Below are 25,314 nucleotides of genomic sequence, written 5' to 3'. Positions count from 1 at the left end.
CATGCGAATAGGCGAGCTACTGGGTGCCGGACGATCCGCCGATGTGTACGCACTCGATGAGAAGTGGGTCCTGCGCCGTTACCGCGACGGCATGGACGCCACTCCCGAATGGATGGTCATGTCCTACCTCGGCGCACACGGCTACCCGGTCCCCCGTCTGGGCCCACGGGACGCGGAGACACCCCCCTGCGACCTGGTGCTGCAACGCCTGACCGGCCCGACGATGCTGGATTCCCTGCTGACCGGCGACCTGTCGGCGGCCGACGCGGGCAGCATGCTGGCCGCCCTGCTCGACGAACTCCACACCGTCCCGGCCCGGCTCTCCCCGCACCCCGAGGACCGGATCCTCCACCTCGACCTGCATCCGGGCAACGTGATGCTGACGGACCGGGGCCCGGTAGCGATCGACTGGAGCAACACCACGGAGGGCGCTCCGGCCGCGGACCGGGCCATGTCGTCCCTGATCCTGGCCCAGGTGGCGGTCGACCCCCGGTCCCCCGCGTCGTCGGGCGCCCGCTCCCTGCTGGACGCCCTGGTGCCGCGCTTCTCCGCGTCCGGCGGCATCCCCGCCCCTCACCTCGCCGAGGCCGCCCGGCGTCGCGCCGCCAACCCGACGATGAGCCCGCACGAGGTGGACCTCATCGGCCGGGCGACGTCCCTGATCGAAGAACTGACGGCCTGAAACCTGATCCGATCGGCCCGGGTGGCCGGGCTGAGCAGAGTGCCGGTGGCCGGCACCCGGGCCCGGGTGCGCAGGTCGCGCCGGTCGGAGATCGCACCTCCGGCGGCCCATGCCCAGGAACGGTTCCAGTCCGTGGCGTTCTCGGTCCTGCCGCTCGCCGTCCGGTCGGTGTACCCCTGGGCATGCGGGGGCGGGAACTCCGCGCCGCGCGGCAGGAACGTGTGGTGCATGCCCGCCGGCCCGAAGACATTCCGCCGGAGGTTCTCCGCCGACGGCCGGCCGTAAGAGCTCAAAAGTGTGGAGGCGGAGCGACCCCGGCAACGGGCGGTATCGCGCATCGGATGCCGTGACTTCGGGCGTATGCCGGTCGTGAACCGGGCGCTCTCTGGGACAGGGCTTCACGCCGCGCGGGCCGTGCTGCTTCGCTGGCGGGGTGAGTGGAGACAGCCAGGTGCGAGCACCCCGGTCGGGGCAGCGTGGACATCGGTAACGCGACCGCCGCGGCGGTCGCGCTCATCGGAGTCGTCGGCACGCTGCTGTCCGCCGTGCTGACCCAGCGCGCCGCGGACCGGAGCCGGCAGCGCGAGCACGCGCGCGCGGAGCGACTGCGGGCGCGGCGCAGTGAGGCCGAGGCACGGCACTCGACCTGTGTCGCGCTCAACACGGCCGCCCGCCAGTACCTGGCCGCCCTCACCGACCAGTTCCACGCACTCGGCGGCACCGAGGACACAGGGCCGGTACGAGTCCGGCTGGTCGAGGCCCGCGATCTGCACCGAGAGGTCCACGCGGAGGCCCAGTTGCGACTGCCGGAGCGGATCCTCACCATCGCGGACGAGGTCAGCCACGGTCTGGGCGCGCTGTACGGCAGGCTGCTGCGCCTGGCCGACGGGATACCCCGGCCGGGCGACTCGCCGGCCGCCGCGAAGGCCGACATCGACGCGCTGTGGGACCGGCTGCGCACATTGCGGCGGGAGATGCGGGAAGAACTACGGGGACCGGGCAGGGACGACCAGCAGGCCGAGGGGGATGTGTGAGCTACCCGGAGATCGAGGAGAACGGGGGCGTCCGGGCGCTGCGCGCCTGGGTGATGGCCGCCACGAAACGGGCGCTGCGGCTGCACCCGCCGGGCTCCCCCGGGGCCGGCCCGGACGTGTACGAGGGATCGATCGCCGAACTCGAAGAGCTGCTGCGCCTGCTGGAGCACGACGCGGAACTGCGTGCCACGGTGTCGGTCCAGCTCGGCTCCGTCCTGGCGATGCGTCACCTCGCCAGGGGCGGCGTGCCGGCCGACCGGGAGCGGGCCCGGCGGCTGCTGCGGGAGGCCCGGGACCCGGCGACGGCGACCGGGGCGGCGACGGACCCGGATGACCGGCGATGGGCCGCGCTGTCCCTGCTGTCCCTCGTGCTGCCGGTGCCGCAGCAGGAGGTTCGCGGCGATCGGCCGCCCTCCTTGTCCGCCCTGCTCGACTGGCGTGCCGAGCTGGGGCCGGCGGGGATGGCTGCCGCCGTGGTCGAGATGCGGGAGTTGCTGGACGAGGTCGAGGAGCTGCCGCTGCCACCGGAGCAGCACGAGCAGTTACGGCGGACGAGCGCCGTGCTCGCGCAGCTGACCGGGCCCGAATCGCCCGTCCACGCCATGCGTGCGTTCACGGACGCGATGTCCGGTGGGTTCCCGCTCGGGGACGAATGGCGGAAGGCGGCGGACCTGCTGTCGGAACTGCCCGACCCGCCGGCGGAGCCGGCACCCGCCTCGCGCACGGAAGCCCCCGCGCCTCCGGGTCCGCCACCCGGTCCGCCACCCGGTCCGCCTCCCCCCGGCACCGAGGCCTTCACCGCCGTGAACGCCGTCGTCCCCTCACTCTTCGAGGCATTCGACGCTTTCCGGAGCGGCGATCCGCAGACCCTCGACCAGGCGCTGGGCCGGCTTCGCGACGCGCACGGACTGATGCCGTCCGGCCATGAGCTGGGACCCCAGCTGGAAATGCTCAGCGCCACCCTGCTCCAGCTGGGGCAGGCGACCGGCGGCAACCTCCACGACGGGGCACTCGGCCGTACGGTCATGGAGACACTGGGCGACCGGAACGGCCTGCTCACGCCGGACCCCGCGAATCCGATCGACCGCGAATTCGCGGTCCTCCTGCGCGTGGTGCCCCTCAGCGTCCGGCTCCGCACCGCTCACGAGGCGGACGACGTCGGGGCCGTGCGCGCCATCCACGCCGAACTCGTCGCGCTCGACGCGGAGACCCCACGGGACCACAAGCTCCGTTACCTGGTCATGGCGGGTCTCGCCCAGTCCTGCATCACGCTCGGCATGCTGACGGACGACGGCGACATGATGCTGCGCGGCGCCGACTGCTTCGAGCAGGCCACCGCGGCGGCGGACTCGTTGCCCCCGCTCTTCCGGGACCTGGTCGACCAGGGCGGCCTCGGCCCGGACGCCCTGCGCGCCAGGATCACCAACGACGCGACACTGCTGCGGAACCACGCCCCCGCACCCTCCGGCGCGCCGAGGGGGCAGCAGTGGCTCGCCACGATGTCCCTGGCCCTCAAGTACGGCCTCACCCACGACCCGGCGCATCTCCCCCCGCTCATCGGTGAACTGGAGCGCATCCGGGACGAGATCCGGCAGGGCCGGCAACCCTGGTTCGCCGCGGACGCCCTGTGGCAGCTGGCGGTGGCCTACCGTGCCCGCCGGCACCATACCGGGGACGCGACGGCCCAGGCCGCGGCGACGGACACCGCGCTGGAGGCGCTGCACGTACTGGCGGGCGACGTCATTCTCCAGCGCGGCGCCGAACACGGCCTGCTCACGGCACGCTCCGGCGCCGAACGCGGCGTTCGCACCGCCGTCTGGGCCGCTTCGCAGGGCCGCGTGGAGGATGCGCTGGCCGCTCTGGAACTGGGCCGCGCCCTGGTGCTGCACGCGGCGTCCACCTCACGAGCCGTGCCGGAGCTGCTCGAAGCCCGCGGGCACGAGGAGCTCGCCGCGGCATGGCGGGCCTCCGGCACCCGCGATACCGACGCCGAGGACGGGCCGCCGGGGGAACTGCCGAGCACCCTGCGCCGCCGCGCCCTGGAGGCGCTCGGCCACCGGCAGCAGCGGCTGTTCACCACCCCCACGGCGCACGAGTTGGCGGACGGCCTCGCCGAGGCCGGGGCGGACGCGCTCGTCTACCTGCTTCCCGGCGAGGGCGAGACCCCCGGGGTGGGGATCGTCGTGGGCCCGGACCACAGCGTCGGCGTGGGGGGTCTTCCCCTTCTGTCGGACACCGCAAGCGCGCCTCTTGAGCGCTACCTCGACGCGGCCGCCGCGCGCTCCCGGCAGCTCGGCCGTCCGGCCGCCGAACAGGCGTGGGAGGAGGCCCTGTCGGAGCTGTGCGACTGGGCGTACCGGGCAGGGCTCGAAGAGATTCTCCACGCCGTCGAGGGGCGGCTCGACTCCGGTGCGTCCGGCCACGACCGCCGTCCGGGCCCCCTCCGTATCGTCCTGGTGCCGTGCGGGCGGCTGGGGGTCGTCCCCTGGCACGCGGCACGCCTGCCCGCGGCGGCGCCGCACGACTACGTCTGCCAGAACGTCGTCATCAGTTACGCGTCGTCCGGCGGCCAGTTGCTGCAGACGATCAGGCGCGCCCGGATCGACCCGGCCGCCGCCCCCGTGCTGATCGCCGATCCCCGGCAGGAACTGACCCACGCCGAGCGGGAGGCCGCGGCGCTCCACGAGTCCTTCTACCCGCGGGCGCGGATGTACGGCGAGTTCTACGAACCGCCCGTGGAGCCGGTGGCGACCGGTACGCCCGACGAGGTCCTCGCCCTGCTCTCCGAGTCCCCCTCGCTGCTGCACGTGGCCTCGCACGGCTCGGCGGGAGTGCGCCCGACGGTGTCGGCACTGCATCTCGCCTTCCCCGACGGCACCGACATGCTGCCGCCCGAGGAGGGCGGTCCCGGGGCCGTACCGGACCTGGGCATGCTGACCGTGACACGGCTTCTCGACCGGCCGTCCGACGAAGCTTCGGCCCCGCACGGCCCGTTGGTGGTCCTGAGTGCCTGCGAGACCGACCTCAGCACCCGTGACCACGACGAGGCACTGACCCTGACGACATCCTTCGTCTCGGGCGGGGCACGCAATGTGGTGGGGTCGCGGTGGACCACCCAGGACGGGGCCTCGGCGCTGATGATGGCGGTGTTCCACCACTACCTGGCGGTCGAGGGGCAGGGACCGGCGGACGCGCTCAGGGCCGCACAGCTGTGGATGCTCGACCCGGACCGCAGGAATCCGGGCTCGCTCAGCGGCGGGCTGCTGCGCGAGATCCAGCGCCCGGGACTCGACCGCCTCCCGGTCTGGGCGGCGTTCATCCACCAGGGGCACCCCGGCCCCGGACAGACGACGGCAACGACGGCGTCCGAGGAGGGAGCCGCATGAACCCGGAACAGTTTCTCGACCTGGTCGGCGAGCACTGGGACAGTATCCGCGAGTCGCTCGACGACGAGCAGTACGCGCTGTTCCTCGCCCGGCTGGGTGCGCTCGCCGAGACGGCGGAGGAAGACAACAAGTCGGTGCTCAGGGCCCTGAAAGGCGTCAAGTTCGCCCTGATTCCCCTGCCGTTCGACCACCCGGTGCAATTGGCCCTGGACCCCGCCGTCCGGTACGCCGGTGCCGCGACCCTGCCGGCGGCCGCCGTGGCCGGTGCGCGGTCACTCCTCGTACGCATCTCAAAGCCGCGGCCCGCGCCGGGGACGGCGGCCATCATCCGTGCGGTGCAGGCCCGCCTGCTTGCGGAGCCCGCGCTCGACCACCCGGTGGTGGACGCCCGTTGCCAGTCGGCGGGCCTCGACGAACCGCCGCCGGAACTGATCCGCCTCGACGACACCGAGCACGGCGACCGCTACCCGTCCTTCCAGTTCGCCGGTGCGGCCGGCGGGCCGATCCCGGTCGTCCTCCGCGTCAACCGCATCCTCCTCTCCGACACCGACCCCTGGGGCGCCGCGGACTGGTGGCTGAGCGGCAACGTCTGGCTCGGCGGAAAGCCCGCATCGCTGCTCGGGGAACTCCCCGAAGAGCAGTTGGTGGGCGCCGCCACGGCTCTCGTGGAGGGAGACCGATGACCGGAACCCTTCCCCCGTCCGCCTTCGTGCTGCGGCCCAACAGCCGCCTGCTCCCCGCCGGTACGCTGCTCTGGCGCATGCACAGGACGAAGCGGCCGGCCGAGCAGTTCAACCCGATCGCGGTGGACGCCCACTTCGGCGGCAACCGCTTCGACGGGACCGAGTCGGACCCGTACCAGTACCTGTACCTGGCCGACACCCCGGCCACCGCACTGGCCGAGACCCTGCTGCGTTCCCTTGAGTTCGACCAGGACGCCGGGATGCGCCTGATCCCGTACGCCGCGGTCCGGGGCAAGTCCCTGACCCTGCTGCGCACCCGCTGCGAACTCGCCCTGGTCTCGCTGGTCACCGAGGCGGACCTGGCCGCCGTGTGCCAGGATTCGTGGCTGCTCGAAGCGGAGGGCGAGCGCTATGCGAAGACCCGTCGCTGGGCGAGCGAGATCCGGGCCCAGAAGCCCGAGACCATGGGTCTGATCTGGCAGTCCCGGCGCAACCGGCCCCACCTCGCATCGGTCCTCTTCCACGACCGGTGTGCGGGCGAGCCGCTCGCCGCGGTGCCGGGCAACGGCATCCCGGACATGGGCTCCCCGGCCGGTGTGGCGGAGACGAACCAACTGCTCGCCCCGCTGCGCAGTGCGATCGTGCCGCCCCGTACCAGCTGATCGCCCGTGCCAGCCAATCGCTTGTGGCGGCACGCGAGCGGTGCCATCGTGACACCATGCCACTCGTTGACCACGAGTCGATTCTGGCGGACCTCAGGCAGGTTCGGCGGGCCGGACCGGTCAGACTGCGCGACCTGACGCTCTCCGCCCTCCGGTGTGCGGCCGCCGCCCGCACACCGGACGGTTCGGTCGAGGGACTGCTGCGGCTCGCCGTGGCGCGCATCGACACGGACACCCTGCGGACGGCTGCCGAGTACACCCTCGGCCTGGCACAGGGCACCCGGGACTGGGCGCCCTCGTCACGGCGCAGCCGGGCGGCCCAGGTCTACGGGGTCAGCGTCGAGCGTTTCCGCAAGCACCAGGAACTCGTGGTCCTCGGGCACGTCGCCGACCAGATCGTGGAGCTGGCGGAGGGCGGCGCCGCACAGGACTGGAGCGGGTCCTCGCACCGGCACGTGGACGTCCGCGCGGCCGGACGCAGTGTCCGCCTCACCCTGCATGTCCACCCGGTCGACCTGCTGCGCAACGTCGACGTGGTGGTCTCGCCGAGCAATACGCACTTCGGGCTGCCCGAGCCGTACAAGTCCTCCGTCTCGGCCTCGCTGCGCCGGGCGGGCGCGGTCCAGGGCGTGACCGGTGACGTGCACGACGACCCCGTCCACGACGGCCTGCGCAAATGGACCGCCCAGCACGGCACTTCGGGCCGCCCGGTCCTCCCCGGCACCGTGGCCGCGACCGACCCCGGCGCCCTCGCGAGCCAGGGGATACGCCGGATCTACCACGCGGCTGTCGCCGTGCCCCGGGCCGGCACCAACGACTACGACGTGCTTCCCGCCGACATCACCCGAGCCACCTCCCGTGTCCTCGCGATCCTCGCGGAGGAACACGACCACTTCACGCCACCGCTGCGCTCGGTGTGCTTCCCGCTGCTCGGCTCGGGGCGCGGCGGCCTGCCGTACGAGGTCAGCCTGGCAGCCATGTGGCCCGCCGTGGAGGCGGAGTTGGCCCGGGGCGCGCAGTGGGATCTCCACTTCGTCGTCCGGACCCCGGCCGCCGCCGCGCTCCTCGAACGGCTGCCCACCAGGATCCGCCCGCACCGCGACCAGTCCCCGCCCGGACCTTCCTGTTGACTGGAACCACCAGGGGAATTCCGGCCGTCCACCGGCCGTGATTCCCCAGGCTCTCCTTTTCCCTTCGCCTTTCGAAGGAGATCAGGATGAATCCGGAACCATGTGCTTCATGTAGGCGTCCGTGACACTTGCATGCTTCAAAGGTCGACTGGCTCTGCGATCGGAGAGGTAAGGATCATTGATCGGCGAAAATGATCGTGCGTGTCCGGTGTGCGGAACTCCTGACGGAAACGAACCCCGCTGCCCGGACTGTGGATGGCAGATGCACGGCGATCCGGTCCTGGGGGATCCGACCGACGCCGACCGGGAGTCCGCGGCAGCCATGCTGCAGGCCGCCGAGCACGCCTGGGACGTACGGGCGGCAGCGCTGTCGGGGGCGGGCGCCGACGGCGGAGGCCGGACGGCGGCGGTGCTGCGGGGCGGCCCCGCGGGGCCCGGCGAAGCGGATCCGGCGAAAGGGCCCGCATTCCCCCGGGACCTGCTCTCACCCGACACGGCACAGTGGGAACAGACCCTGGCGGACCTGGTCGACGGCCGTATCGGGACCGTTTTGTTCATGGAATTCACTTCCGACCGCGTCAATGTGATCAAGGCCGTCGTGGACCGGAGCGGAATACCGCGGCAGACCGACGCCGGAAGCACCGATTGGGATTCCGTCGTGCCACTGCTCGATCCGCGCGGGGAAATACGCCGGTTCCAGCTCGCGGGCGGAATCGGCACCTTGCCGGTGGTCGGCCGCGGGGAGTTCGACAACGCGCTGACACGGTGGCTCCGCGATCACATTCCGCCCGCCTGTGCCCACACCGTCGTCCTGGTCGACCGCCGGGCGGGCTGGCCATTGCTGGACCGGGCCGCGGCGCTGCTGCGGACCACGTACGCCCTGCGGGCCGAGCTCCGCCCGGCGCCGGCGGGTCCCGTCGCGCCGGGCGGGGCCGCCGGCCAACCGGTCCCGCTGCCCGGGACGGACACGGAGGCGGTGGTACGCGAGGCGCTGCGCACCGCTCCGCTGCTGGCCGACCACACGTTGCTGCTCGCCCGCGTCGACCAGGGGACCGGCACCGTGCACGCACACACCCACGTACTCTTCCCGGCCGGCTCCCGGCTCCGGCACGGCGAGACCGCCACGGCGGAGATCACCGTCTACGGCGGGCCGAGCGGCCGTACCCCGGTGATCCTGCCCGTGCTGGCCGACGCCGCCGCGGACGGCGACGGGACGGTGGTGCTGTCCGCGCGGCAGACGGCGCTGACGGCCTTCGCCCCGGTGCGGCTGTCCTTCGTCCTGCGCGGCCCCGGGGAGGTGGCGCTGCTCCGGCCGGCCGAGGGAACTCCCGACGTCCGGGCCACGAACGGCAGTGCGGAGGAGCCCCCGGAGGTCTGCTCCCTGGTCGAGCGCCTCCCCCGGCGCATCGTCCGCCCGCCCGCCCTGGACGTCTTCTTCACCGTCGAGATGAGCGGTGCCGAACCGGTGGAGACCGCCGAGCGGCTGGCGTTCGTCCGGGATGTCATCGCCGCGCTGACCCGTCGGCACGGCTCCGGAGACGGCCTCCGGGTCGGGGTGGTGGGCCACTACGACCACGTCGTCCGCGAGACCGACTACTCCCCCCGTTCCCTGCTCCTGCTGACCGTCCCCGCCGGACCCGCACGGGACGCCCAGGCGTCCCTGGCCCGCTGGCGGCCCGCCCGGCACGAGCAGGACACGGTCTCCTCGCTGGAGGACGCGCTCGAAAAGGTCGCTTCGGCCACGGCCCGGCCGTGCGGCACCCGGACCCGCCCCGTCGAGCGGGCCCTGCTGATCGTCGGCCGTCGCCCGCCGGGAACGCCCGAGCAGCACGGCGTGTTGCCGGCCTGTCCGCTCGGCGCGGACTGGCGGGCCGGGCTCAGAGCCATCCAGGACCGGGGCGTCCGGGTGCGGACCCGGCTGGAGAGGAGCCGGCCGTGCTCCGGCCACGAGGCGGACGCCGTGCAGCGCTACACCGCCGATGCGTGGAACACCCTCTCCGCCGACGGTTCCTTCCGTCAGGGCGTCGACACAGCGGCCGACGTGGCCGAAGCCCTGGCCCCCGAGTGGCGGTGGGACGGTCCGCCCTGCCGCCTCGCCCTGGCAACTCCCCTGCTGTGAACAGCCGTCAGTACGAGGAGAAACACCATGCCCGATCCGTACTACGACCCCAACGAGAACCCGCCGGGCCCCGATGAGCCGCCCTGGCGCCGGCCCGAACCGGTCCCGGTGCCCGATCTCCGGCCGAGGGATCCGGAACGCCCGGAGCCGGAGAACGAGGCCGCCGCCGCATCCTGGTCGCCTGCGCCTGCGCCTGCGTCCGCGCCCGCGTCCGCGTCCGCCGGACTGGACGGACACCTCCAGCCGGGGATGATCCCACGGCCGCCGAACAGCGTGCCGGGCGCCTCGACGGACCGGCTCCGGATCGGTCTGTGGGGTGCGCCCCTCTCCGGCAAGACGACCTATCTGTCCGCGGTGCCCATCGCCGCGATGCAGCAGAGCAGGCACGGCCACGCCGGCTGGGCGGTCAGCGGGATGAACCCGCAGTCCACCGAATTCCTCACCTCCGGGGTGACCCAGCTGGAGAGCGACCGGGTGTTCCCGGAGGCCAGCGTGGGCCAGCAGCACCTCGCCTGGTCGTTCCAGGGGGAGGAACCGCCGTCCGGGGTGCTTCGCCGACGGCGGGAGGTCGGCTTCGTGCTGGAGGTCCAGGACGTGGCGGGTGAGGCGTACGGCAAGAACAGCGAGCACGCCCTGCGGCCCAGGGTCCTCGATCAACTGGCCCGTTCCCAGGGGCTGGTCTACCTCTTCGACCCGCTGCTCGGCAGCCGTCCGGCCACCAGGGGCCTCGACTTCTTCTACTCGATGCTCACCGAGCTCAACACCCGTGTCCGGGACGAGGGCAAGCTCCACCGCAACCGGCTGCCGCACCATGTCTCCGTCTGCGTCACCAAGTTCGACCATCCCGAGGTGTTCCGACCGGCGGTGGAGGCCGGCTGGGTGACGCAGGACTCCGAGGGGTCGCGGTTGCCCCGGGTGCCCGCGGAGCAGGCCGCCCGCTACTTCGAGTGGATGTGCGACGAGTTCCAGGGTTCCTCGGCCCGGCTCGTACGCGACGGACTGGGCTCGTTCTTCAGGCCGGAGCGCATCTCGTACTACGTCTCCTCGGCGATCGGCTTCCGCCTCAATCCGCAGCACGTCTTCGACTACCGCAACTACCACAACGTGGAGATCGTCGACGGCGTCTCCCGGATCTGCACCTCGCCCGTGCCCATCAACGTCCTGGAGCCGCTGACCGATCTGGAGCGCCGGATCCGCTCGACCTCGCACCGCCGGCGGCCGTGGTGAACGAGGACCGGGGCCCCGACGGACTCGCCGCCGAGTGGGCGGTGCTGGGCAAGCATCCGGGCCGCAGCATGGGCTACGAGGTGCTGGACGGCAGCCTGCCGGAGTCCCGCGCCCAGCGCTATCTGTGGAGCGCCACCACCGGGACCCCGGACGCCCGCGAACCGGCGGGCGCACTGCCCTGGCGGGTGTTCCTCAGCGGCGCGGACGGGGAGGCGGGTTCGGTCTGCGCGGTCGTGGACACCAGCTGGGACGGCGCCAAGGACGGTACGGGCAGGCCCAGTTACACCTGGCGGCTGCTGCTCCTCGAATGGCGGGCGGCCAGCCGCGCCGGAGTGACCTGGACCGCACTGGACCGGGCCGTCTCCCGGGCCCGGTCCGGATCCGCCCGGTTCGACGCGGCCCCGGCGGCGGTGCGCGCCACCGCGGCCGAACTGGCGTACGCCGTGGACCGGTTGGGCTTCGAGTGGGCCGCCGGAATGGCGGCCCTGCTGCTGGAGGGCGAGCAGTTGGTGATCACCGCGCCGCCCGGGGGCACCTTGCCCGACCTGGACGAGCGGGTACGGACGCTGGACGCCGTCTGCTCGCTGCTGCCCTACGGATGCCGGGCCTGGCTGAGCGGCGCCACCTGGACCGGCAAGGTGGAACACGATCTGCGGCTGGTCTTCGCCGCCTCCGCGCGGTCCGGGCAGCAGGAGGTGCCGCTCGGCACCGGCCGTCCGCCGACCCCGCGGAGCGGGACGGCCGACCGCTATCGCACCGAGCTGCTGAGGCTGCGGGCCAAGCGGGGGTCCACCGCCGACGTGGTGGCCCATCTGCTGGCGGCCACCGCCGCCCTCCCGCCGGGCGACGCCGCGGAAGCGGTACGCGTACTGCAGGAGCTGGACATGCTGGACTCGGTACTGAACGACATCCGGCACGGTCGCGGCCGGGTGGACGACGTACAACGGCTCCTGGAACTGCACTCGGTGGCGTCACTGGACGAGGGGCAGCTGAAGACCGTGGTGGTCTTCCTGGCCGACTGCGCACTGCGTCCGGGCGCCGGGGCGGCACAGGCCCTGCTGACACGGCACTGGACGCCGCGGGTCCCGGATCTGCTCGCCGCCCACGTCGTCGCCCGCGCGTCGTCGAAGCAGACGCTCACGCAGGCCAAGGAGTACCTGACCCTGCTGCTCGGGCTGGAAGAGGCGCACCCCGGCTCGTTCGACCGGCTGTTCACCGCCCTTGCCGCCACGCCGGGGTACGACCCGGCCTGGGTCGGATCCCTCGTCTACATGGTGGAGAGGGAGTTCGGGCACGACTGCGAAGCGGTCGACCGCGTCCTGCTCGACTCGCGAGAGGCCGGACTTGCCTGGCTGGGCGTGCTGTTCGAGGCCCGGACCCGTGACCTGCGGCCGCTGTCCCGCCTGGTGGCGCTCGCCGCGGAGACCCATGTCGACCACCGGCCCGGCTGGCTGCGCTTCGCCGGGCTGCTCACCGGCGAGTTCGGCGCGGCCGAGGTCGTCGCGACGGACGCCGCCGAGTTCGCGGCCGGGCACAGGGACGCGTGGCGGATCGCCCTGGAGACGGCGCGGGATCACGGCCGGCCGGACGTGATCGGTCCGATGTGGACCGTGCTGAGGCAGTTGGTCCGCAGCGGCGGTCACGACCGGATGCTGGCGGTGCTGGACGACGTGGCACCCCCCGGAGCGACGGAGGTGCCACCGCAGACGGCCGCCGACGCGGACCTGCTGCGGGTGTCGGCCCCGATCGGCGGCGTCGGTGGGCGGCTCGCCCCGACGATGGGGCGACTGCGGCAGCTCGGCGCCGACGACCCCGGCCTCGACGCGTACACCGCCGCGGTCGTCCGGCGCACCGAGGCCGAGCCCGAGCTGAAGGACCGGGTCGTCGAGGCGCTGCTCGGCGACGAGCCGGACCCCGGCACCGCCTGCTGGGCGGTGCTGTCCCGGTGGATGCGGCAACGCCCCAGCATCGAACCGGCCGTGCGGGCCGGCCTGACCCGGCGGCTCACCTCGGCGGCCCGCGCCCGCTGGATCGACCTCGACCTGCCCGAGGACCTGGTGGACGGGCTGGTCCACCGCGACGGACTGGCGTGGCTGCGCCCGGTGCGGCAGCTCCGGGCGGCCGCCGCCGACCGGGCCCCGCTGAACGAACTCGGCCGGATCGTGGCCGGGGCGTGCCCCCATCGCGTCTTCTCCCCCCAACTGCTCGACGAGGTCGCCCTGCTCGTGCGCCACCACGGGTCCGGGTTCGCCTTCGGCCTCACCACCGAGCTGGACAGTCAGGTGCACGGACTCGGACTCGCGCTGTACAGGGCCCTCGGCGGCAGTCGGCAGTACCAGGACGTACGCGAGGGGCTGATCCGTCACAGCCTTCAGCAGGAGAGCCGCCACCGCGTGATCCTCACCGCGCTGGGCGCCGCCGGAACCGTTCCGTCCGCCGGGGTGGGCGGAGGGGCGGGCGCCGGGCCGGCCGCGCTCTCCCCGGAACCACGGGCCCGCACCGGCACCGCACGCCCCGTTCCCCTCCCCACGGCCGCCGACTACCCGCCGGCGGGCCGGCGGAGCGGCTTCCTCTCCCGGTTCCGGAAGAAGCGGAGGGACTCGTGAACGCCATCGGGATCGACATCGGTACCCGGTACGCCCGGGTCGCCCGCATCGACGGTCGAGGAACCCCGGAACTGGTCGAGTTGCCGGGAACGGTCCCCGGTGAGGGCCTGCCCGTCCCGGCCGACGCGGGAGCGGGCCGCGAGGAGGCGCTGCGTGCGGTGTACTGCGCGTACCGCCGACAGCACGGCACCCCCGACCACCTGGTGGTGGTCGTTCCGCAGAGCGGCCACCTGGAACACGCGCGGCGCGCCACCGCCGCCCTGGCCGAGCTGCACGGCGACGGCCGGGCTCCGCACCTGCGCACCCTGAGCACCCCTCGGGTCGTGCTGGCGCTGCTCCGGTACGCGGGGACGGCGCCACGCGGCCGGGTCGTGGTGTGCGACCTCGGCGCGGCGGCGGCCGAGGTGTCGCTGTGCGTGATCACGGCCGCCGCGGTGGCCGTGGCGGGAACCTCGCGGCACGCTCCCGCGGGCGGCTACGGCGCCGGCTCGGACGCGGCCCTCCTGGCGGAAGCCGGTCTGTCCGACGACGGGACGGGCCGGGCGGCCCTCGCCGCCGCGCGGGCCGAGGACGGCGCCGATCAGCGCCTGGCCCTCGTCCTCGGACGGGCCGAAGCCCGCCCGGACCGCTTCGACGCCACCGCCGTGCACCGCGCGGCGGGGCGCGACATCACCGCGGGCACGGTCCGCGTGGCCCTGCGGCGGCTGACGGCCGGCCTGGACCTGGCCCTGTCCGAGGTGCCGGGGGGCGACGCGCCCGCGGAGGGAGCGCCGGGGCACGGTCCTTCCGGCGGGACGGCGGCCCCCGACGGCGCCCCCACCGCCCGGCCGACCGGCCCCGGCCACACCGCAGCCCGGCACCTGGTCGCCGTGGGCGGCACCGCCCGGTTCGCGCCGCTGGTGCGGCATCTGACCGGCGGCGGATGGCACCTCGCTCCGCTGCCGGCCGGCACCGATCCCGCGCTCGCCGCGGTCTTCGGCGCCTCGCTGGTCGCCTCGGGCCGGATCGATCCGGCGGACCGCTATCCGTACGCCGTGTGCGTGGGCGCCCACCGGACGGTCGCGGGACGGCCCGAGGGCCAGGAGCTGGTCATCAGCGAGGCCGGACACCTGGAGCCGGGTGGCGAAACGGTCTACGCGCACGCGGCCGGTCAACGGCTGCGCGTACGGACCGGACCCGCGGGGGCCGCCGTCGGGCGGCCTGTACAGGTGCGGGTGCGCGATCCGGAGCGGGGCGTGAGCGCGCCGGTCCGCACGCTGGCGCTGCCGGGCGGCGCCGAGGAGGACCGTTTCCACGTGGGCGTACGCCTCGCCGTGGACGGGACGGCCCGGCTGGTGCTGCACCCGCTCGCCCCGGGAGCACCCACGGAATTCCCTCTCGGCGACCTGCCGACCGATCTCGGAACCGATCCCAAGGGAGAGCCTTCGTGAAGCACATCAGTCCGTCGTGGCCACTCCGGTTCGGCCCGGGATGCGCCGCCGTACTCACCGCCGCGCTGCTGGCGGCCTCGCCGGTGGCAGCGGCGCACGCGACACCCGCGGCCGGCAGCGGGGCTCCGAGCCGCGCCGAGATCTACCGGGCGCTCGCGCTGGACCAGGAGCCCGCCGACTACGTGATCCTCGTGGACACCTCCGGTTCCATGGCGAAGGACGGCCGCTACAACACCGTGCGCTCCACGCTGCGCCGGTTCCTGGACGGCCTCACGGCCAAGGACCATGTCGCGCTGTTCACCTTCGACTCCCAGCCCGAGGGGCGGTACATCGGCGCGGCCGGCGACACCGGGAAGATCGTCTCGAAGCTGCCGTCCAAGCCCGAAGCCGCGGGCGACACCGACATCGGTGCCGCGCTGAATGCCGCGCTGACCGAGCTCGACCGCGACGACGCCGCCTCGGTGGCCTCGGTCGTGCTCCTCACCGACGGCCGGCACCATCCTCCGCGCGGTTCCCGCTACCCCAAGTCCGAGGGGCCCTCCTGGGACGCGCTTCGCAAGCGCGCACAGGTGATCGCCGGGCACACCGATCTGGCGGGCTACGCCCTGCCGCTGGGCAGCGGGGCGACGGGCGCCCGGCTGGTCGGGAACGTCGTGCGGAACACCTCCGTGCTCCGGCCGCAGAGCATCCAGGACCTCGGCTCCTACCTGGCCCGAGCCGGCGAAGGGGCCCGCGCCCGCAAGGCCGGACTCCTGCTGGCCGAGGACTCCGGCAAGGGGGTGAGCGCCACCTGGCAGGGCGGCGCGACCGACGTCACCGACGGCCGGGCGACCGCGAAGCTCGTCCTGCGGTCCACGACCCGCCATCTGCCGCTGACCGTCAGCGGACTGAGGGCGAGCCTCACCGGGCCGTCCCTCGACGTCGGCGGGCTGCCGGACGAGGTGACGCTGGAACCGGGCGCGTCCCGGACCTTCGAGGTGCGGCTCCGCGGACGGCTGACGGCGAGCGCCCTGCCGTACCGGCGGACCGAGCACCGCGATGCGACGCTGCACCTGAGGGGCCGGGTCGGTTCGTCCTGGGAGCGGCCCCTTGCTCCGGACGTCGAGCTGGACGTACCGGGTGCGATGCGGGTCGGGCAGAAGGCGGTGCCGCTGCGGGCCACGGTGGGGTCGGCGGTCCTCCTGCCCGCGCTGGTGACCGCGGTCCTGCTGCTGGGGCTGGTCGCCTGGCTGTGGTGGCGGCGGATCAACCGGCCGCTGCTGCGCGGTGAGTTGCTGCTCGCGGCGGCCTTCGGCGAGGAGCAGCCGGACCGCGTCGGGCTGGACGGGCGCCGGGTGGCGCTCCGGCCGTCGTCGGTGGGCGGACGCGGGCGGGTGCAGGGCAGGCTCCGGTCCACCGAGCAGGGGCCGCGGATCGACCTGCGCATCCGCTACACGCCCGACGGTTCCACCGCCCGGGAGAGCCGGGCCACCTGCCGTCCCGGAGGCAGTGTCGTGGTCGGCGGAGTGTCCTTCACCCACCTGCCGGAGCCGGCGCCCGCCCCGGCCGAAGGACTGCCGCGATGACCGGCACCGTCCTGAACGTGGCGGCCACCAGGGTCGGCACCGAGGCGCTCGGACCCGGCGTGCGGTCCGCGCTGTGGGTCCAGGGCTGCCCCTTCCGCTGCGCCGGGTGCATGGCGACGGACTGGATCCCCTTCCGGCCCGCCCGCCGGGCCGGGCCCCGGGAGCTGGCCGAGGAACTGCTGGCCGATCCCGGGGTGGGCGGACTGACCTTCTCGGGCGGCGAGCCGATGGCGCAGGCCGCCGGGCTCGCCGAAGTGGCCCGGCTGGCCCGGGAGATGCGGGACGTGTCCGTGATCTGCTTCACCGGCTACCGGCTGGAGCGGCTGCGGACCCGGCCGCCCTCCCCGGGCGTCGCCGGACTCCTCGGCGAGATCGACGTGTTGATCGACGGGCCGTACGTGGCCGCGCTGGACGACGGGCGCGGGCTGCGCGGCAGCTCCAACCAGCGGGTCCATCACCTCACCGGACGGCACGCGGACGGCGACTACGACTTCGCGGACCGGCCGCGAACCGCCGAGATCGCCGTCACCGGCCCGGAGGCACTGCTCATCGGGGTGCCTCCGAAAGGGCTGCTCGCCGCCTTCGACAGCGCGGTCGACACCGTCCGCGCCCGCGTGGACGCACCCGTCTTCCCCATCAGCGAGGCCGTACGCACGGCCACCGGAGAACAGGAACACGATGAGCGGTAGGAAGCGCATCCAGGTCGACGAGTCCGAGTGGTCCCGCCTCCAGCGCCAGGCCCGGCAGCTGAGGAAGGTGCAGCGCGAGATCCCGCAGTTGATCGACGCCGTGCGCCGGCAGACGAGCGCCGACCTCGACCGGACCTTCGCCCGGGTCGAGCGGAGGCAGGCACAGCACGAGGCGCTGGTCGGCCGGCTCAGCGATCGGACACGGCAGCTGGAGGCCGACACCACGCGGCGGCTGAAGCAGCAGGCCGCCGAGCTGCGCGGGGAACTGGCCGCCTGCGCCGGGCAGATCCGGGAGGAGACCCGGCAGCGGCTGGCCGAGCAGCAGGATCGGGTGCGCCGGGAGATCGCGTCCGAACGCGCCGAGCGCCGGGCCGAGACGGACCGACTGTCCGCACGGATCGATGTCATCGACCAGGACCGGGCCCAGGCCGGGCGGCTGGTGCAGACCTGGCTGTCCGATGCCAGGGCGATGACGGAGGCGATCACCGGGGCCGGACTGCACGAGCGGTACGCGCCCGGCGAGCTGGACCGGCTGACGGCCCGGCTGGCCACGGCGGAGCAGAGCGCGACGCAGGGCAGGTTCGACGCGGCGCTCGCGGTGGCGCAGGAGACGTACCACTCGCTGAGCGAACTGCGGGCGGAGACCGAGCAGCGGGAACTGGAGCGCTGCACGGCCCGGATGGCGGCGATCGACGCCCTGGCCACCGTGGAGAAGGAGATCGAGGGCAGCCTGAGCCGGCCGGTGCTCGATCCTGACGGAGTGCCGGTGGAAGGCTGCGCGGTGGACGTCGACTACTGGTCCGAGGGCGGACTCGGCCGGCTGCGGGAGGAGACCGCGAACGGGCTGGCCCGCGCGCGTGACGACCGGACCGGCACCGACGAGCTGCGCCTGCTCCTGGCGCAGGAGGCACCCCGGCTGGAGGACGCGCTCGGCGACACCGTGGAGCGGGCGTGCCTGCGGCAGCTGGCCTCGCAGACCCGGGTGAACCTGGCGGACGCCGTGGTGCAGGCTCTGGGCCGGAACGCCTACTACGAATTCGTCGACGGCGAGTACCAGGGGGCGGACCCCCGCGGCACCTACTACGCCAAGCTCGTCCACGAGAACGGCAACGAGATCGTGCTGGACATCTCGCAGACCGGGCCCGACTCCGGCCGGCACGTGGTGCGGGTGCTGTCGTACGACCACGACATCACCGCGGAGGCGCAGCTCCAGGAACGGGCCGAGGCGATCGGCCGGGCCCTGGCGGACGAGGGCCACCCGGTGTCGGGGGCGCCCGCGTCCGAGCCGGGGGCACCGGACCGGAAGCTGCTCGACATCCAGGGCCAGCGGAGGGGTTCGGCGCTTCCCGCGGAGGGCGGCTCATGAAGGAGGAGCCGCCCGGTGCTCCCGGGCCGTCGGTGGAACGGTTCGACGGAGCGGTCCTGCACGGCGGCGAGCCGTTCACCATCCTCTACGGCCCGGGAGTGAGCGACGTCTTCGTCGACACCGCCTACCAGGTGTGCACGCTGGAACAGGTGCTGTGGCGGCTGCTCCGCGCCGAGGGCTACGAGCGCATCGTGTTCGCCTCGACCGACCATCCGGTGTACTTCCGGGACTCCGCCTCGCGCGACCTGGGCCGCAGGGGCGCCACCGTGCGGCAGAGCTCACCGACGGGCCCCCGCACCATGCGCACCCCGGGCATGAGCGGGCCGATGGGCAATCTCCTGGTGACGAGGACGCGCGCACCCGCCGAGGAGCGGGGCCCGGCGGGTGCGCCACCGCCGGCGTCGGGGGTGAGCGACCCCTTCGCGGTGATGACCCTGACCGGCTATCTCCAGCAGCACGGGCCCCGGACCGCCGTCGTCGTCCCCCATGCCGAGAACTATCTGCGCTACAACCAGGCACCCAGGGCCCTGGCCGGCGCGATGGCCAACCGGGCCAGGCACCACGACAACGGCAATCTGTGGGTGCTGGTCTTCGGGCAGGACACCCTGGAGGACACGGCGCAGTACGTGGAGGGGTGCCGCGGCTACCCGCCCCTGGAGACGTTCGTACGCGAGCAGGCCGGGCGGTCCGGCCCCGGGCGGTCCGGTGCCGTCAGGATCGACTATCCGCATGCGGCCGAGACGGAGCGCCTGATCCATACGGTGCGGCTCGGCTCGGGGCTGCGGATCGGCGACTGGCGGGAACTGGACACGATCGTCAGAGCGATGGCGACACATCCCGACAAGGCCCGTTCCTGGAAGGCGTGGCTGGAGCGGTTGGCGATGGCTCCGGGCGGCGCGCTGACGGTGGCGGCGGTGCGCGAGAAGGGCGCGAGCGTCTCCGCGGCGGACCACCGCAGCCCCTGGGAGCGGCTGGCGGCCATGCCCGGTCTCGACGCCGTCCGGGCGCACTTCGGGCAGCTGCGGGATTCGGTCGAGACGATGGACGCGCTACGGGCCGAAGGCCGCGCGACGGCGGTCGAACCGCCGTCCCTGCACCTGATGTTCAGCGGCAATCCGGGCACCGGGAAGACCACCGTGGCCCGGCTGGTCGGCGAGCTCTACCGCGACCTGGGGATGCTGAGACGGGGCCATGTCGTCGAGACGAGGACATCGGACCTGGTGGCCGGCTACGTCGGCCAGACGGCGGAGTTGACCAATGCGACCATCGACCGGGCGCTGGAAGGCGTGCTGTTCATCGACGAGGCCTACGGGCTGAGCGACCAGCGCGAGGGATTCGGCGGCGAGGCCATTCAGACACTGGTCGCCCGCATGGAGAACGACCGCGGCCGACTGGTCGTGATCCTCGCCGGGTACCCGGACAAGATGGAGCAGTTCCTGGAGGCCAACGACGGCCTGCGGAGCAGGCTCACCGTTCTCGGCTTCCCCGACTACCCGCCGGACACCCTGCATGCCATCGCACTGCGCCGGCTGGTCGAACGCGGCGCGAAGCCCTCGGCCGAGACCGAGGGCCAGTTGCGGGAGATCGTCCTCGGGATGCACCGCACCCGGGACGAGTCCTTCGGCAATGCCCGCGACATGCGCACCCTCGCCGACAGCGTCTTCGAGCGGTGGGCCGGCCGGGTGCGCGGCCGGCTGACGGAACCGGTCGGCCCCGCGGACGTACCCGAGCACTACCGCGACTTCCTGCCGCGGCCCGCGCCGGATCCCGCGGAACTGCTGGCGGAACTCGACAGGTACGTGGGGCTCGGGCCGGTCCGGGAGACGCTGACGGACCTGGTCAAACGGCTGCGGCTGCGGCAGGCCAGGGGCCAGGCCGGGTTCGCCCCGCCGCATCTGCTGTTCACCGGGCCGCCCGGGACCGGCAAGACCACGGTGGCCCGGCTGGTCGGGAGGATTTTCCGCGATCTGGGCCTGCTGCGCAAAGGGCATGTGGTGGAGGCCGGACGCGCCACCCTGGTCGGCGAGTACCAGGGACACACCGCACCGCTGGTGCGCAAGGCCGTCCAGGAGGCGCTGGACGGTGTGCTGTTCATCGACGAGGCCTACAGCCTCGTCAGCGATGCCCGGTACGGGGGGTTCGGGAAGGAGGCGATCGACACCCTGGTCCCGGAGATGGAGAACCGGCGGGGCCGCCTGGTGGTGATCGCCGCCAGCTACCCGCGGGAGATGGACACCTTCCTCGCCGCCAACCCGGGACTGGGCTCCCGCTTCACCACCCGCGTCCCCTTCCCCCACTACGACACGGACGACCTGGTGGAGATCCTGCGCCGGATGGCGGCCGAGGAGAACTGCACCCTGGCCGAGGGGGTACGGGAGCGGGCCGGGGCCTGGCTCGAAGGGACCCGGCTGACCCACCCCGCCGAGTTCGGCAACGCCCGCACCGTCCGCAAACTGCTGGAACTCATGGAGGCGCGGATGGCGGACCGCTATGCCCGTGGGAGCACCGGGGACGCGGCACCCTCGGAGTACGTGCCCGAGGACGTGCCCGCCCCGCCCGTCGCCTGACGGTCACGTCACCGCGACCAGGGGACCGGGAACCGCCCCTGCACGTCCTGCGCTTCGCGTTCGGCGACCACCCGGCGGAGCACCTCGTCGGCGGCGCGCAGGCGGCGCTCCATGTCGACGGTCGCGGCCTCCACGTCGGCGAGCGAGAGGTGCTGCTGCGGGGTGGCGGTGCCGCCGGGAGCGCCCTGGGGCTCACCGAGCGCGTGTGCCAGATCCCGGTCGGCCGCCGCGTATCTCCGCAGCGAGGCGAGCTGCGCGCCGTGAGCCTCCTGGATCTGCGCCCACCGCGTTTCGTACGCGGCGAGTGCGGCGGCCCCCTCGCTGTGCTCGCGCTCCGCGGCGGCCAGTTCGCCCTGCGCGGCGGCGGCCCGTTCGAGGATCTGTCGCGTCCGCGGGGCCAGTACGGCGAGCTGGTCCTCGGAGAGGCGTACCAGATCGTCGCCGCCGGTACGCAGCGCCTCCTCGACCCCGGTGTCCCGGCCGCGCAGCGCGGCCAGCCGGCCCGTGATGATCTCCTGCTGCTCCTGGAGAGCGTCCAGGTTGAGCACCAGCTGCTCCTGGTGGCGCAGTTCGTCGACCTGGCGACGCAGCGACTCATGCTCGGCGAGCCGGTTGCGCAGTGCCTCTTCGGAGGCGCGCAGTTTCTCCAGGGCGGCACGTTCCTCCGCGACCCGTTCGGTCAGCTCGGCGAACTGTCGCACCAGGTCCTCGGCGTCGCCGGCCACCCGGTCCCCGGGCGCCGCCGCGGCGAGCAGTCCGGGGAGCAGTCCGGCGAGCGGGCGGCTCTCCTCCAGCGCGTCGTCCAGGGCGAACAGCGCACCGAGCGCGTGGGCGCCGCCCGCGCCGTCGTCCACCTGCTCCAGCGCCGCCACGGCCCGACAGAAGGCCTGGCCGAGCTCCAGGAGCGCGGATTCGGCGTCCGGCCCCTCGCGTCGGGCATCGTTCACGACGATCTCCGTCCTCCCCGGGTGGGCCGACTCGGCGGAGCCGACGTGGAGCCGCCCCGCCGGACCATCTTCGCATCCCCGGGTCCACGCCGACCGGTTGTTCCGGCCTTTGCGATCAGACGGCCGGACGGCACCGGTGACGGCTCAACCCCCCTGACGTCAGGGTGACTTCGCGCCAGGGGCGCTGCCCTTCCCGGGCCCGGAGGGCAGCTGCCCGCACGTCGGGGCGGCCGGTCGCCCGCCGGGGCCGGAACAGATTCCTCGGCGCCGCGCCCGCCGCGTCACTCCCCGTCGCGCAGCCGGTTCGCCAGGGAGGCCAGCGGCTCGGCCTCCTCGGTGTGGCCCAGGGCGGTCAGGCGGGAGACCGCCGCGTCGAGCCGATTGAGGGCGGGGGCGGGACGTTCCAGGTAGATGCCCTCCACGGCACCGGCGAGACGGACGCACTCGGCCCACTCGCCGGCGTGCTCCTCCTCCGGTCCCGGCTCGCCGAGCAGGGCAAGGGCCTTCTCCAGGGCGGCCAGGGCGGCATCGGGCTCACCGGCGTAGGCATTGACCCGCCCGTGTTCGTAGGCCAGGGCGGTCTCCAGGGAACGGCCGCGGGCCCGGTACTCGGCGGCGCGGGCCTCGTCGGCGATCCGGCCGGCGGCGGCGAGGTGGGCGAGGGCGTCGGCCAGTCCGTCGGAGCCCTGCTGCTGGGCCTGGAGGCGGGCGAGTTCGCGCAGGCAGTTGCTGAGCTGCTCGTAGCGCGGGGCCCGCGCATGGGCGGCGAGTGCCTGGTCCACGACCTCGCGGGCCCGGTCGAACTCGCCGGACTCACCGAGGAGTACGGCCGTCTCCGCGGCGATCATGGCGTGGCTCCCCGGGTCGTCGTCCCAGCCCGCCGACTCGGCCGCGAGGGCGACGAACTCCGTCGCGGCGGCCTTCAGGTCCTCCCCCGCGTGCAGCGCGCGGGCGCGGGTCAGGCGCAGCTGAGCGAGGAGCCGGTCGTCCAGCTCTCCGGCGGCGACGTCCGGTTCGGCCAGGAGGGAGTCGAGCAGGGCGATGCAGTCCTCGACGCGGCCCAGGTCGAGGCAGAGCTGGGCCGCGTTGCTGTACGTGCAGAACGCGCCCGTCCGGCTGCCGCCGCGCAGGTCCAGCTCCGCCGAGCGCGTCAGGTGCCGCAGCGCCTCGTCGGGGCGGCCGAGGTGCATGCAGGCCTCGGCCAGATCACCGTGGAGACGGGCGGCGTCGACCACGCCGGCCGGCCAGTCGGCGGCCAGTCGCAGGCCCTCGGCCAGGTCCGCGTGCGCGGCCTGCGCGTCCTGGAGTCCGATCTGGAGCCGGCCGCGCAGTCCGAGCGTACGGGGCAGGTGCCAGGCGGGACCGTGCTCCTTCAGCCGGCCGAGGAGGCCGTCGATCCCGGTGACCGCGGCGGGCAGGTCGCCGGAGAGGGCGTACGTGCCGGCCCGCAGCAGCAGGGCGCCGGAGATCTGCCCGACGAGGTCGTGCCGGGTGGCGAACGCGTGCAGCAGGTCCACCTCGGCGAAGACCGGCGCGACGTGCTCCTCGCTCCCCGACGTCTGCAGGCGCATGCCGAGCGCGGTCGCCCGCAGCCGCAACAGGCGGGCCTCCTGGTACGGGGCGAGGCCGGACGTCTCCTCGTGCAGGCGGACCACGGACGCGTGGGCGGCGGTCAGCGCGGCGGCCTTCGCCTCGGCCCCGTCGGCACCCTCGCCCTCCGCGGGGATCTCGGCGGTGGCGAACAGGGCGCAGGCGCGGGCGATCACCGCGTCACCCGGCACTCCGGCGTCGTCGTACAGACCCGCGGCCTCCTCGTGGAGAGCGGCGGCATCGGCGAACTCGTCCTTCTCTCCCGCCCGGGTCGCCTCGTCGGTCAGCAGATCCGCGCGCAGCCGCACGAGCGGGCCCACGGCCGGGTCGTCGGGGTGGGTGTAGTCGCGGGCGGTGACGAGCGTGCGCAGCCGCGCCCAGCAGGCCTGTGCGCCCGGGTGCCCCTGCTCGTCCAACTCCCGGGCATGGCTGATGAGTTCGGGCAGCGACTCCGGGACGGCGGCGGCCGCACGGGCGGCGGGCGCGGCAACCGGGGCGGCCGGGGTCACGTCGTCGAGGCCGCGGGTGCGCAGGGTCAGTTCCAGCGCGTCCAGGAGCGGGGCACGGTCGAGGCGTGCCCTGCGGCGGTCGGTGTGGGCCGTGGTTCCGTTGCGGGCGTCGAAGCGGGCGGCGAGGTCGTCGGCGCGACTGCGCACCTCGGCGCGCAGTCCGGCCACCGTCCAGGTGCGGCCCGCGTATCCGGCGGCGGGCAGTTCGCCGTGGCCGAGGTGGTCGACGCGCTGGAGGAGGACCTCCACGCCGGTGAGGAAGTCGGACAGGTCCAGCGGCGAATCCACCTCGTCGAACAGGCTCCGGTTCTCGGCGAGCAGTTCCAGGCCACGTGCCTCGTTGCCGGTCAGCGCGCAGAACTCCAGGTGCCGGCCGACCTCCCGGGACATCGAGGGGTTGCGGCGGCAGCCGCGGTAGCCGGCGAGGTGCAGCTCGCGGGCCCGGTCGATACGGCCGGTGCGCAGCAGGGGCAGCAGCGCGTGCGAGACGGAGCGGGCCGGCTCCTCCTGGCAGGACTCCTTCCCGGCCAGGACGGGCTCCCAGGCGCCCAGCGCCCGCTCGTCGTCGCCCGCCGCGAGGTGGTGCAGGGCGAGCTCGCCGATCTCGCAGGCCTCGCAGTCGCTGAGCCGGGTCCGGGGGCGGGCCGCCCACAGCTCGTAGGCGAGGGTGGTGTCCTCGCCGACGTGGACGGCGAGCTGGAACGCCCGTCCGTAGTACGGCTGGAGGCCCAGGCCGGCCTTCTCGTACCGGTCGCGCATCTCCGTCAGCCACTGGCGCAGGCTGGCCAGCGGTATCTCGGGCAGCTCGCACAGGGCGCCGGCCACCCACTTGAACCGCCAGAACAAGGTGTGGCGCCGCCGCTCGTCGAAGACGTCGGGCTGCTCGTCGAACAGGGTGAGCAGACGGGCGAAGACGACGGGCGACTTCCGGGGTTCGGAGCCGTAGGTGTACGCCTCGTGGAGCTCGAAGAGCGCGTCGACGAGCGGAGCGGGCTCCGCGAACTGCTCGGCCGCGTCCACGAGTTCCTCGGCGGTGACGGTGCGGGGGCGGCCGTAGGGACGCCGGTCGTTCTCCTGGAGCGCCTGGTACAGCTCGTCGGTGGTCTGGGGTGCGGTCGGCAT

Annotated in this window: 17 protein-coding genes; 14 read left to right on the top strand and 3 right to left on the bottom strand. The window is 73.9% G+C overall.

Features of this window, described 5'->3' with window-relative positions:
• Position 1: 1 nt before the first annotated feature.
• Entirely contained in the window at positions 2–682 is a 681-nt protein-coding gene (locus tag ACFV8T_RS09720; protein WP_385326098.1) for a phosphotransferase, read from the top strand.
• On the opposite strand, the gene ACFV8T_RS09715 is transcribed toward ACFV8T_RS09720, so the two are convergent.
• Entirely contained in the window at positions 574–1,020 is a 447-nt protein-coding gene (locus ACFV8T_RS09715; protein WP_385326096.1) for a serine hydrolase, read from the bottom strand. The two genes, ACFV8T_RS09720 and ACFV8T_RS09715, sit on opposite strands and share 109 nt — an antisense overlap.
• Before the next feature lie 138 nt (positions 1,021–1,158).
• On the opposite strand from ACFV8T_RS09715, the gene ACFV8T_RS09710 reads away from it, so the two are divergent.
• The 13 genes from ACFV8T_RS09710 (at position 1,159) to ACFV8T_RS09650 (ending at position 21,146) form a co-directional block, all read left to right on the top strand.
• The gene (locus ACFV8T_RS09710) at positions 1,159–1,716 is read left to right on the top strand and encodes a hypothetical protein (protein WP_385326094.1); all 558 of its coding nucleotides are present in this window, start codon (positions 1,159–1,161) and stop codon (positions 1,714–1,716) included.
• A complete protein-coding gene (locus ACFV8T_RS09705) occupies positions 1,713–5,102 on the top strand; it encodes a CHAT domain-containing protein (RefSeq protein ID WP_385326092.1) in 3,390 nt (1,129 codons plus the stop codon). Before ACFV8T_RS09710 ends, ACFV8T_RS09705 begins: the two co-directional genes overlap by 4 nt.
• The gene (locus ACFV8T_RS09700; RefSeq protein WP_385326090.1) at positions 5,099–5,785 is read left to right on the top strand and encodes a hypothetical protein; all 687 of its coding nucleotides are present in this window, start codon (positions 5,099–5,101) and stop codon (positions 5,783–5,785) included. Before ACFV8T_RS09705 ends, ACFV8T_RS09700 begins: the two co-directional genes overlap by 4 nt.
• Positions 5,782–6,447 (top strand): RES family NAD+ phosphorylase, encoded by a 666-nt coding sequence (locus ACFV8T_RS09695; RefSeq protein WP_266417549.1) that lies wholly within the window; start codon positions 5,782–5,784, stop codon positions 6,445–6,447. Before ACFV8T_RS09700 ends, ACFV8T_RS09695 begins: the two co-directional genes overlap by 4 nt.
• A 56-nt stretch (positions 6,448–6,503) precedes the next feature.
• Positions 6,504–7,577: a macro domain-containing protein gene (locus tag ACFV8T_RS09690; RefSeq protein ID WP_385326088.1), complete on the top strand. Its 1,074-nt coding sequence runs from the start codon at positions 6,504–6,506 to the stop codon at positions 7,575–7,577.
• 262 nt (positions 7,578–7,839) lie between these two features.
• Positions 7,840–9,696, top strand: a complete 1,857-nt coding sequence (locus ACFV8T_RS09685) for a hypothetical protein (protein WP_385326086.1) — start codon at positions 7,840–7,842, stop codon at positions 9,694–9,696.
• Between the two features lie 27 nt (positions 9,697–9,723).
• Positions 9,724–10,923 carry a hypothetical protein gene (locus ACFV8T_RS09680; RefSeq protein ID WP_385326084.1) on the top strand — a complete coding sequence of 400 codons (1,200 nt, stop codon included), beginning with the start codon at positions 9,724–9,726 and terminating at the stop codon, positions 10,921–10,923.
• Positions 10,917–13,529: a hypothetical protein gene (locus ACFV8T_RS09675; protein ID WP_385326083.1), complete on the top strand. Its 2,613-nt coding sequence runs from the start codon at positions 10,917–10,919 to the stop codon at positions 13,527–13,529. Before ACFV8T_RS09680 ends, ACFV8T_RS09675 begins: the two co-directional genes overlap by 7 nt.
• Complete coding sequence (locus ACFV8T_RS09670) at positions 13,526–14,959, top strand: hypothetical protein (protein ID WP_385326081.1); 1,434 nt, start codon at positions 13,526–13,528, stop codon at positions 14,957–14,959. The genes ACFV8T_RS09675 and ACFV8T_RS09670 overlap by 4 nt, the downstream gene beginning before the upstream one ends.
• Positions 14,956–16,524, top strand: a complete 1,569-nt coding sequence (locus tag ACFV8T_RS09665) for a VWA domain-containing protein (RefSeq protein ID WP_385326080.1) — start codon at positions 14,956–14,958, stop codon at positions 16,522–16,524. The genes ACFV8T_RS09670 and ACFV8T_RS09665 overlap by 4 nt, the downstream gene beginning before the upstream one ends.
• Positions 16,521–17,213, top strand: a complete 693-nt coding sequence (locus ACFV8T_RS09660) for a 4Fe-4S single cluster domain-containing protein (RefSeq protein WP_385326078.1) — start codon at positions 16,521–16,523, stop codon at positions 17,211–17,213. Before ACFV8T_RS09665 ends, ACFV8T_RS09660 begins: the two co-directional genes overlap by 4 nt.
• Positions 17,203–18,579 (top strand): hypothetical protein, encoded by a 1,377-nt coding sequence (locus ACFV8T_RS09655; RefSeq protein ID WP_385326076.1) that lies wholly within the window; start codon positions 17,203–17,205, stop codon positions 18,577–18,579. The genes ACFV8T_RS09660 and ACFV8T_RS09655 overlap by 11 nt, the downstream gene beginning before the upstream one ends.
• Positions 18,576–21,146, top strand: a complete 2,571-nt coding sequence (locus ACFV8T_RS09650) for an AAA family ATPase (RefSeq protein ID WP_385326075.1) — start codon at positions 18,576–18,578, stop codon at positions 21,144–21,146. The genes ACFV8T_RS09655 and ACFV8T_RS09650 overlap by 4 nt, the downstream gene beginning before the upstream one ends.
• 8 nt (positions 21,147–21,154) lie before the next feature.
• On the opposite strand, the gene ACFV8T_RS09645 is transcribed toward ACFV8T_RS09650, so the two are convergent.
• Positions 21,155–22,093, bottom strand: a complete 939-nt coding sequence (locus tag ACFV8T_RS09645; protein ID WP_385326074.1) for a hypothetical protein — start codon at positions 22,091–22,093, stop codon at positions 21,155–21,157.
• Positions 22,094–22,374: 281 nt separating this feature from the next.
• Positions 22,375–25,314 (bottom strand): hypothetical protein, encoded by a 2,940-nt coding sequence (locus tag ACFV8T_RS09640; protein ID WP_385326072.1) that lies wholly within the window; start codon positions 25,312–25,314, stop codon positions 22,375–22,377.

Source organism: Streptomyces sp. NPDC059832 (assembly GCF_042731715.1).
Taxonomy (GTDB): domain Bacteria; phylum Actinomycetota; class Actinomycetes; order Streptomycetales; family Streptomycetaceae; genus Streptomyces.
The sequence above is the reverse complement of the archived record's forward strand: the minus strand, read 5'-3'. Positions and strand labels throughout refer to the sequence as shown.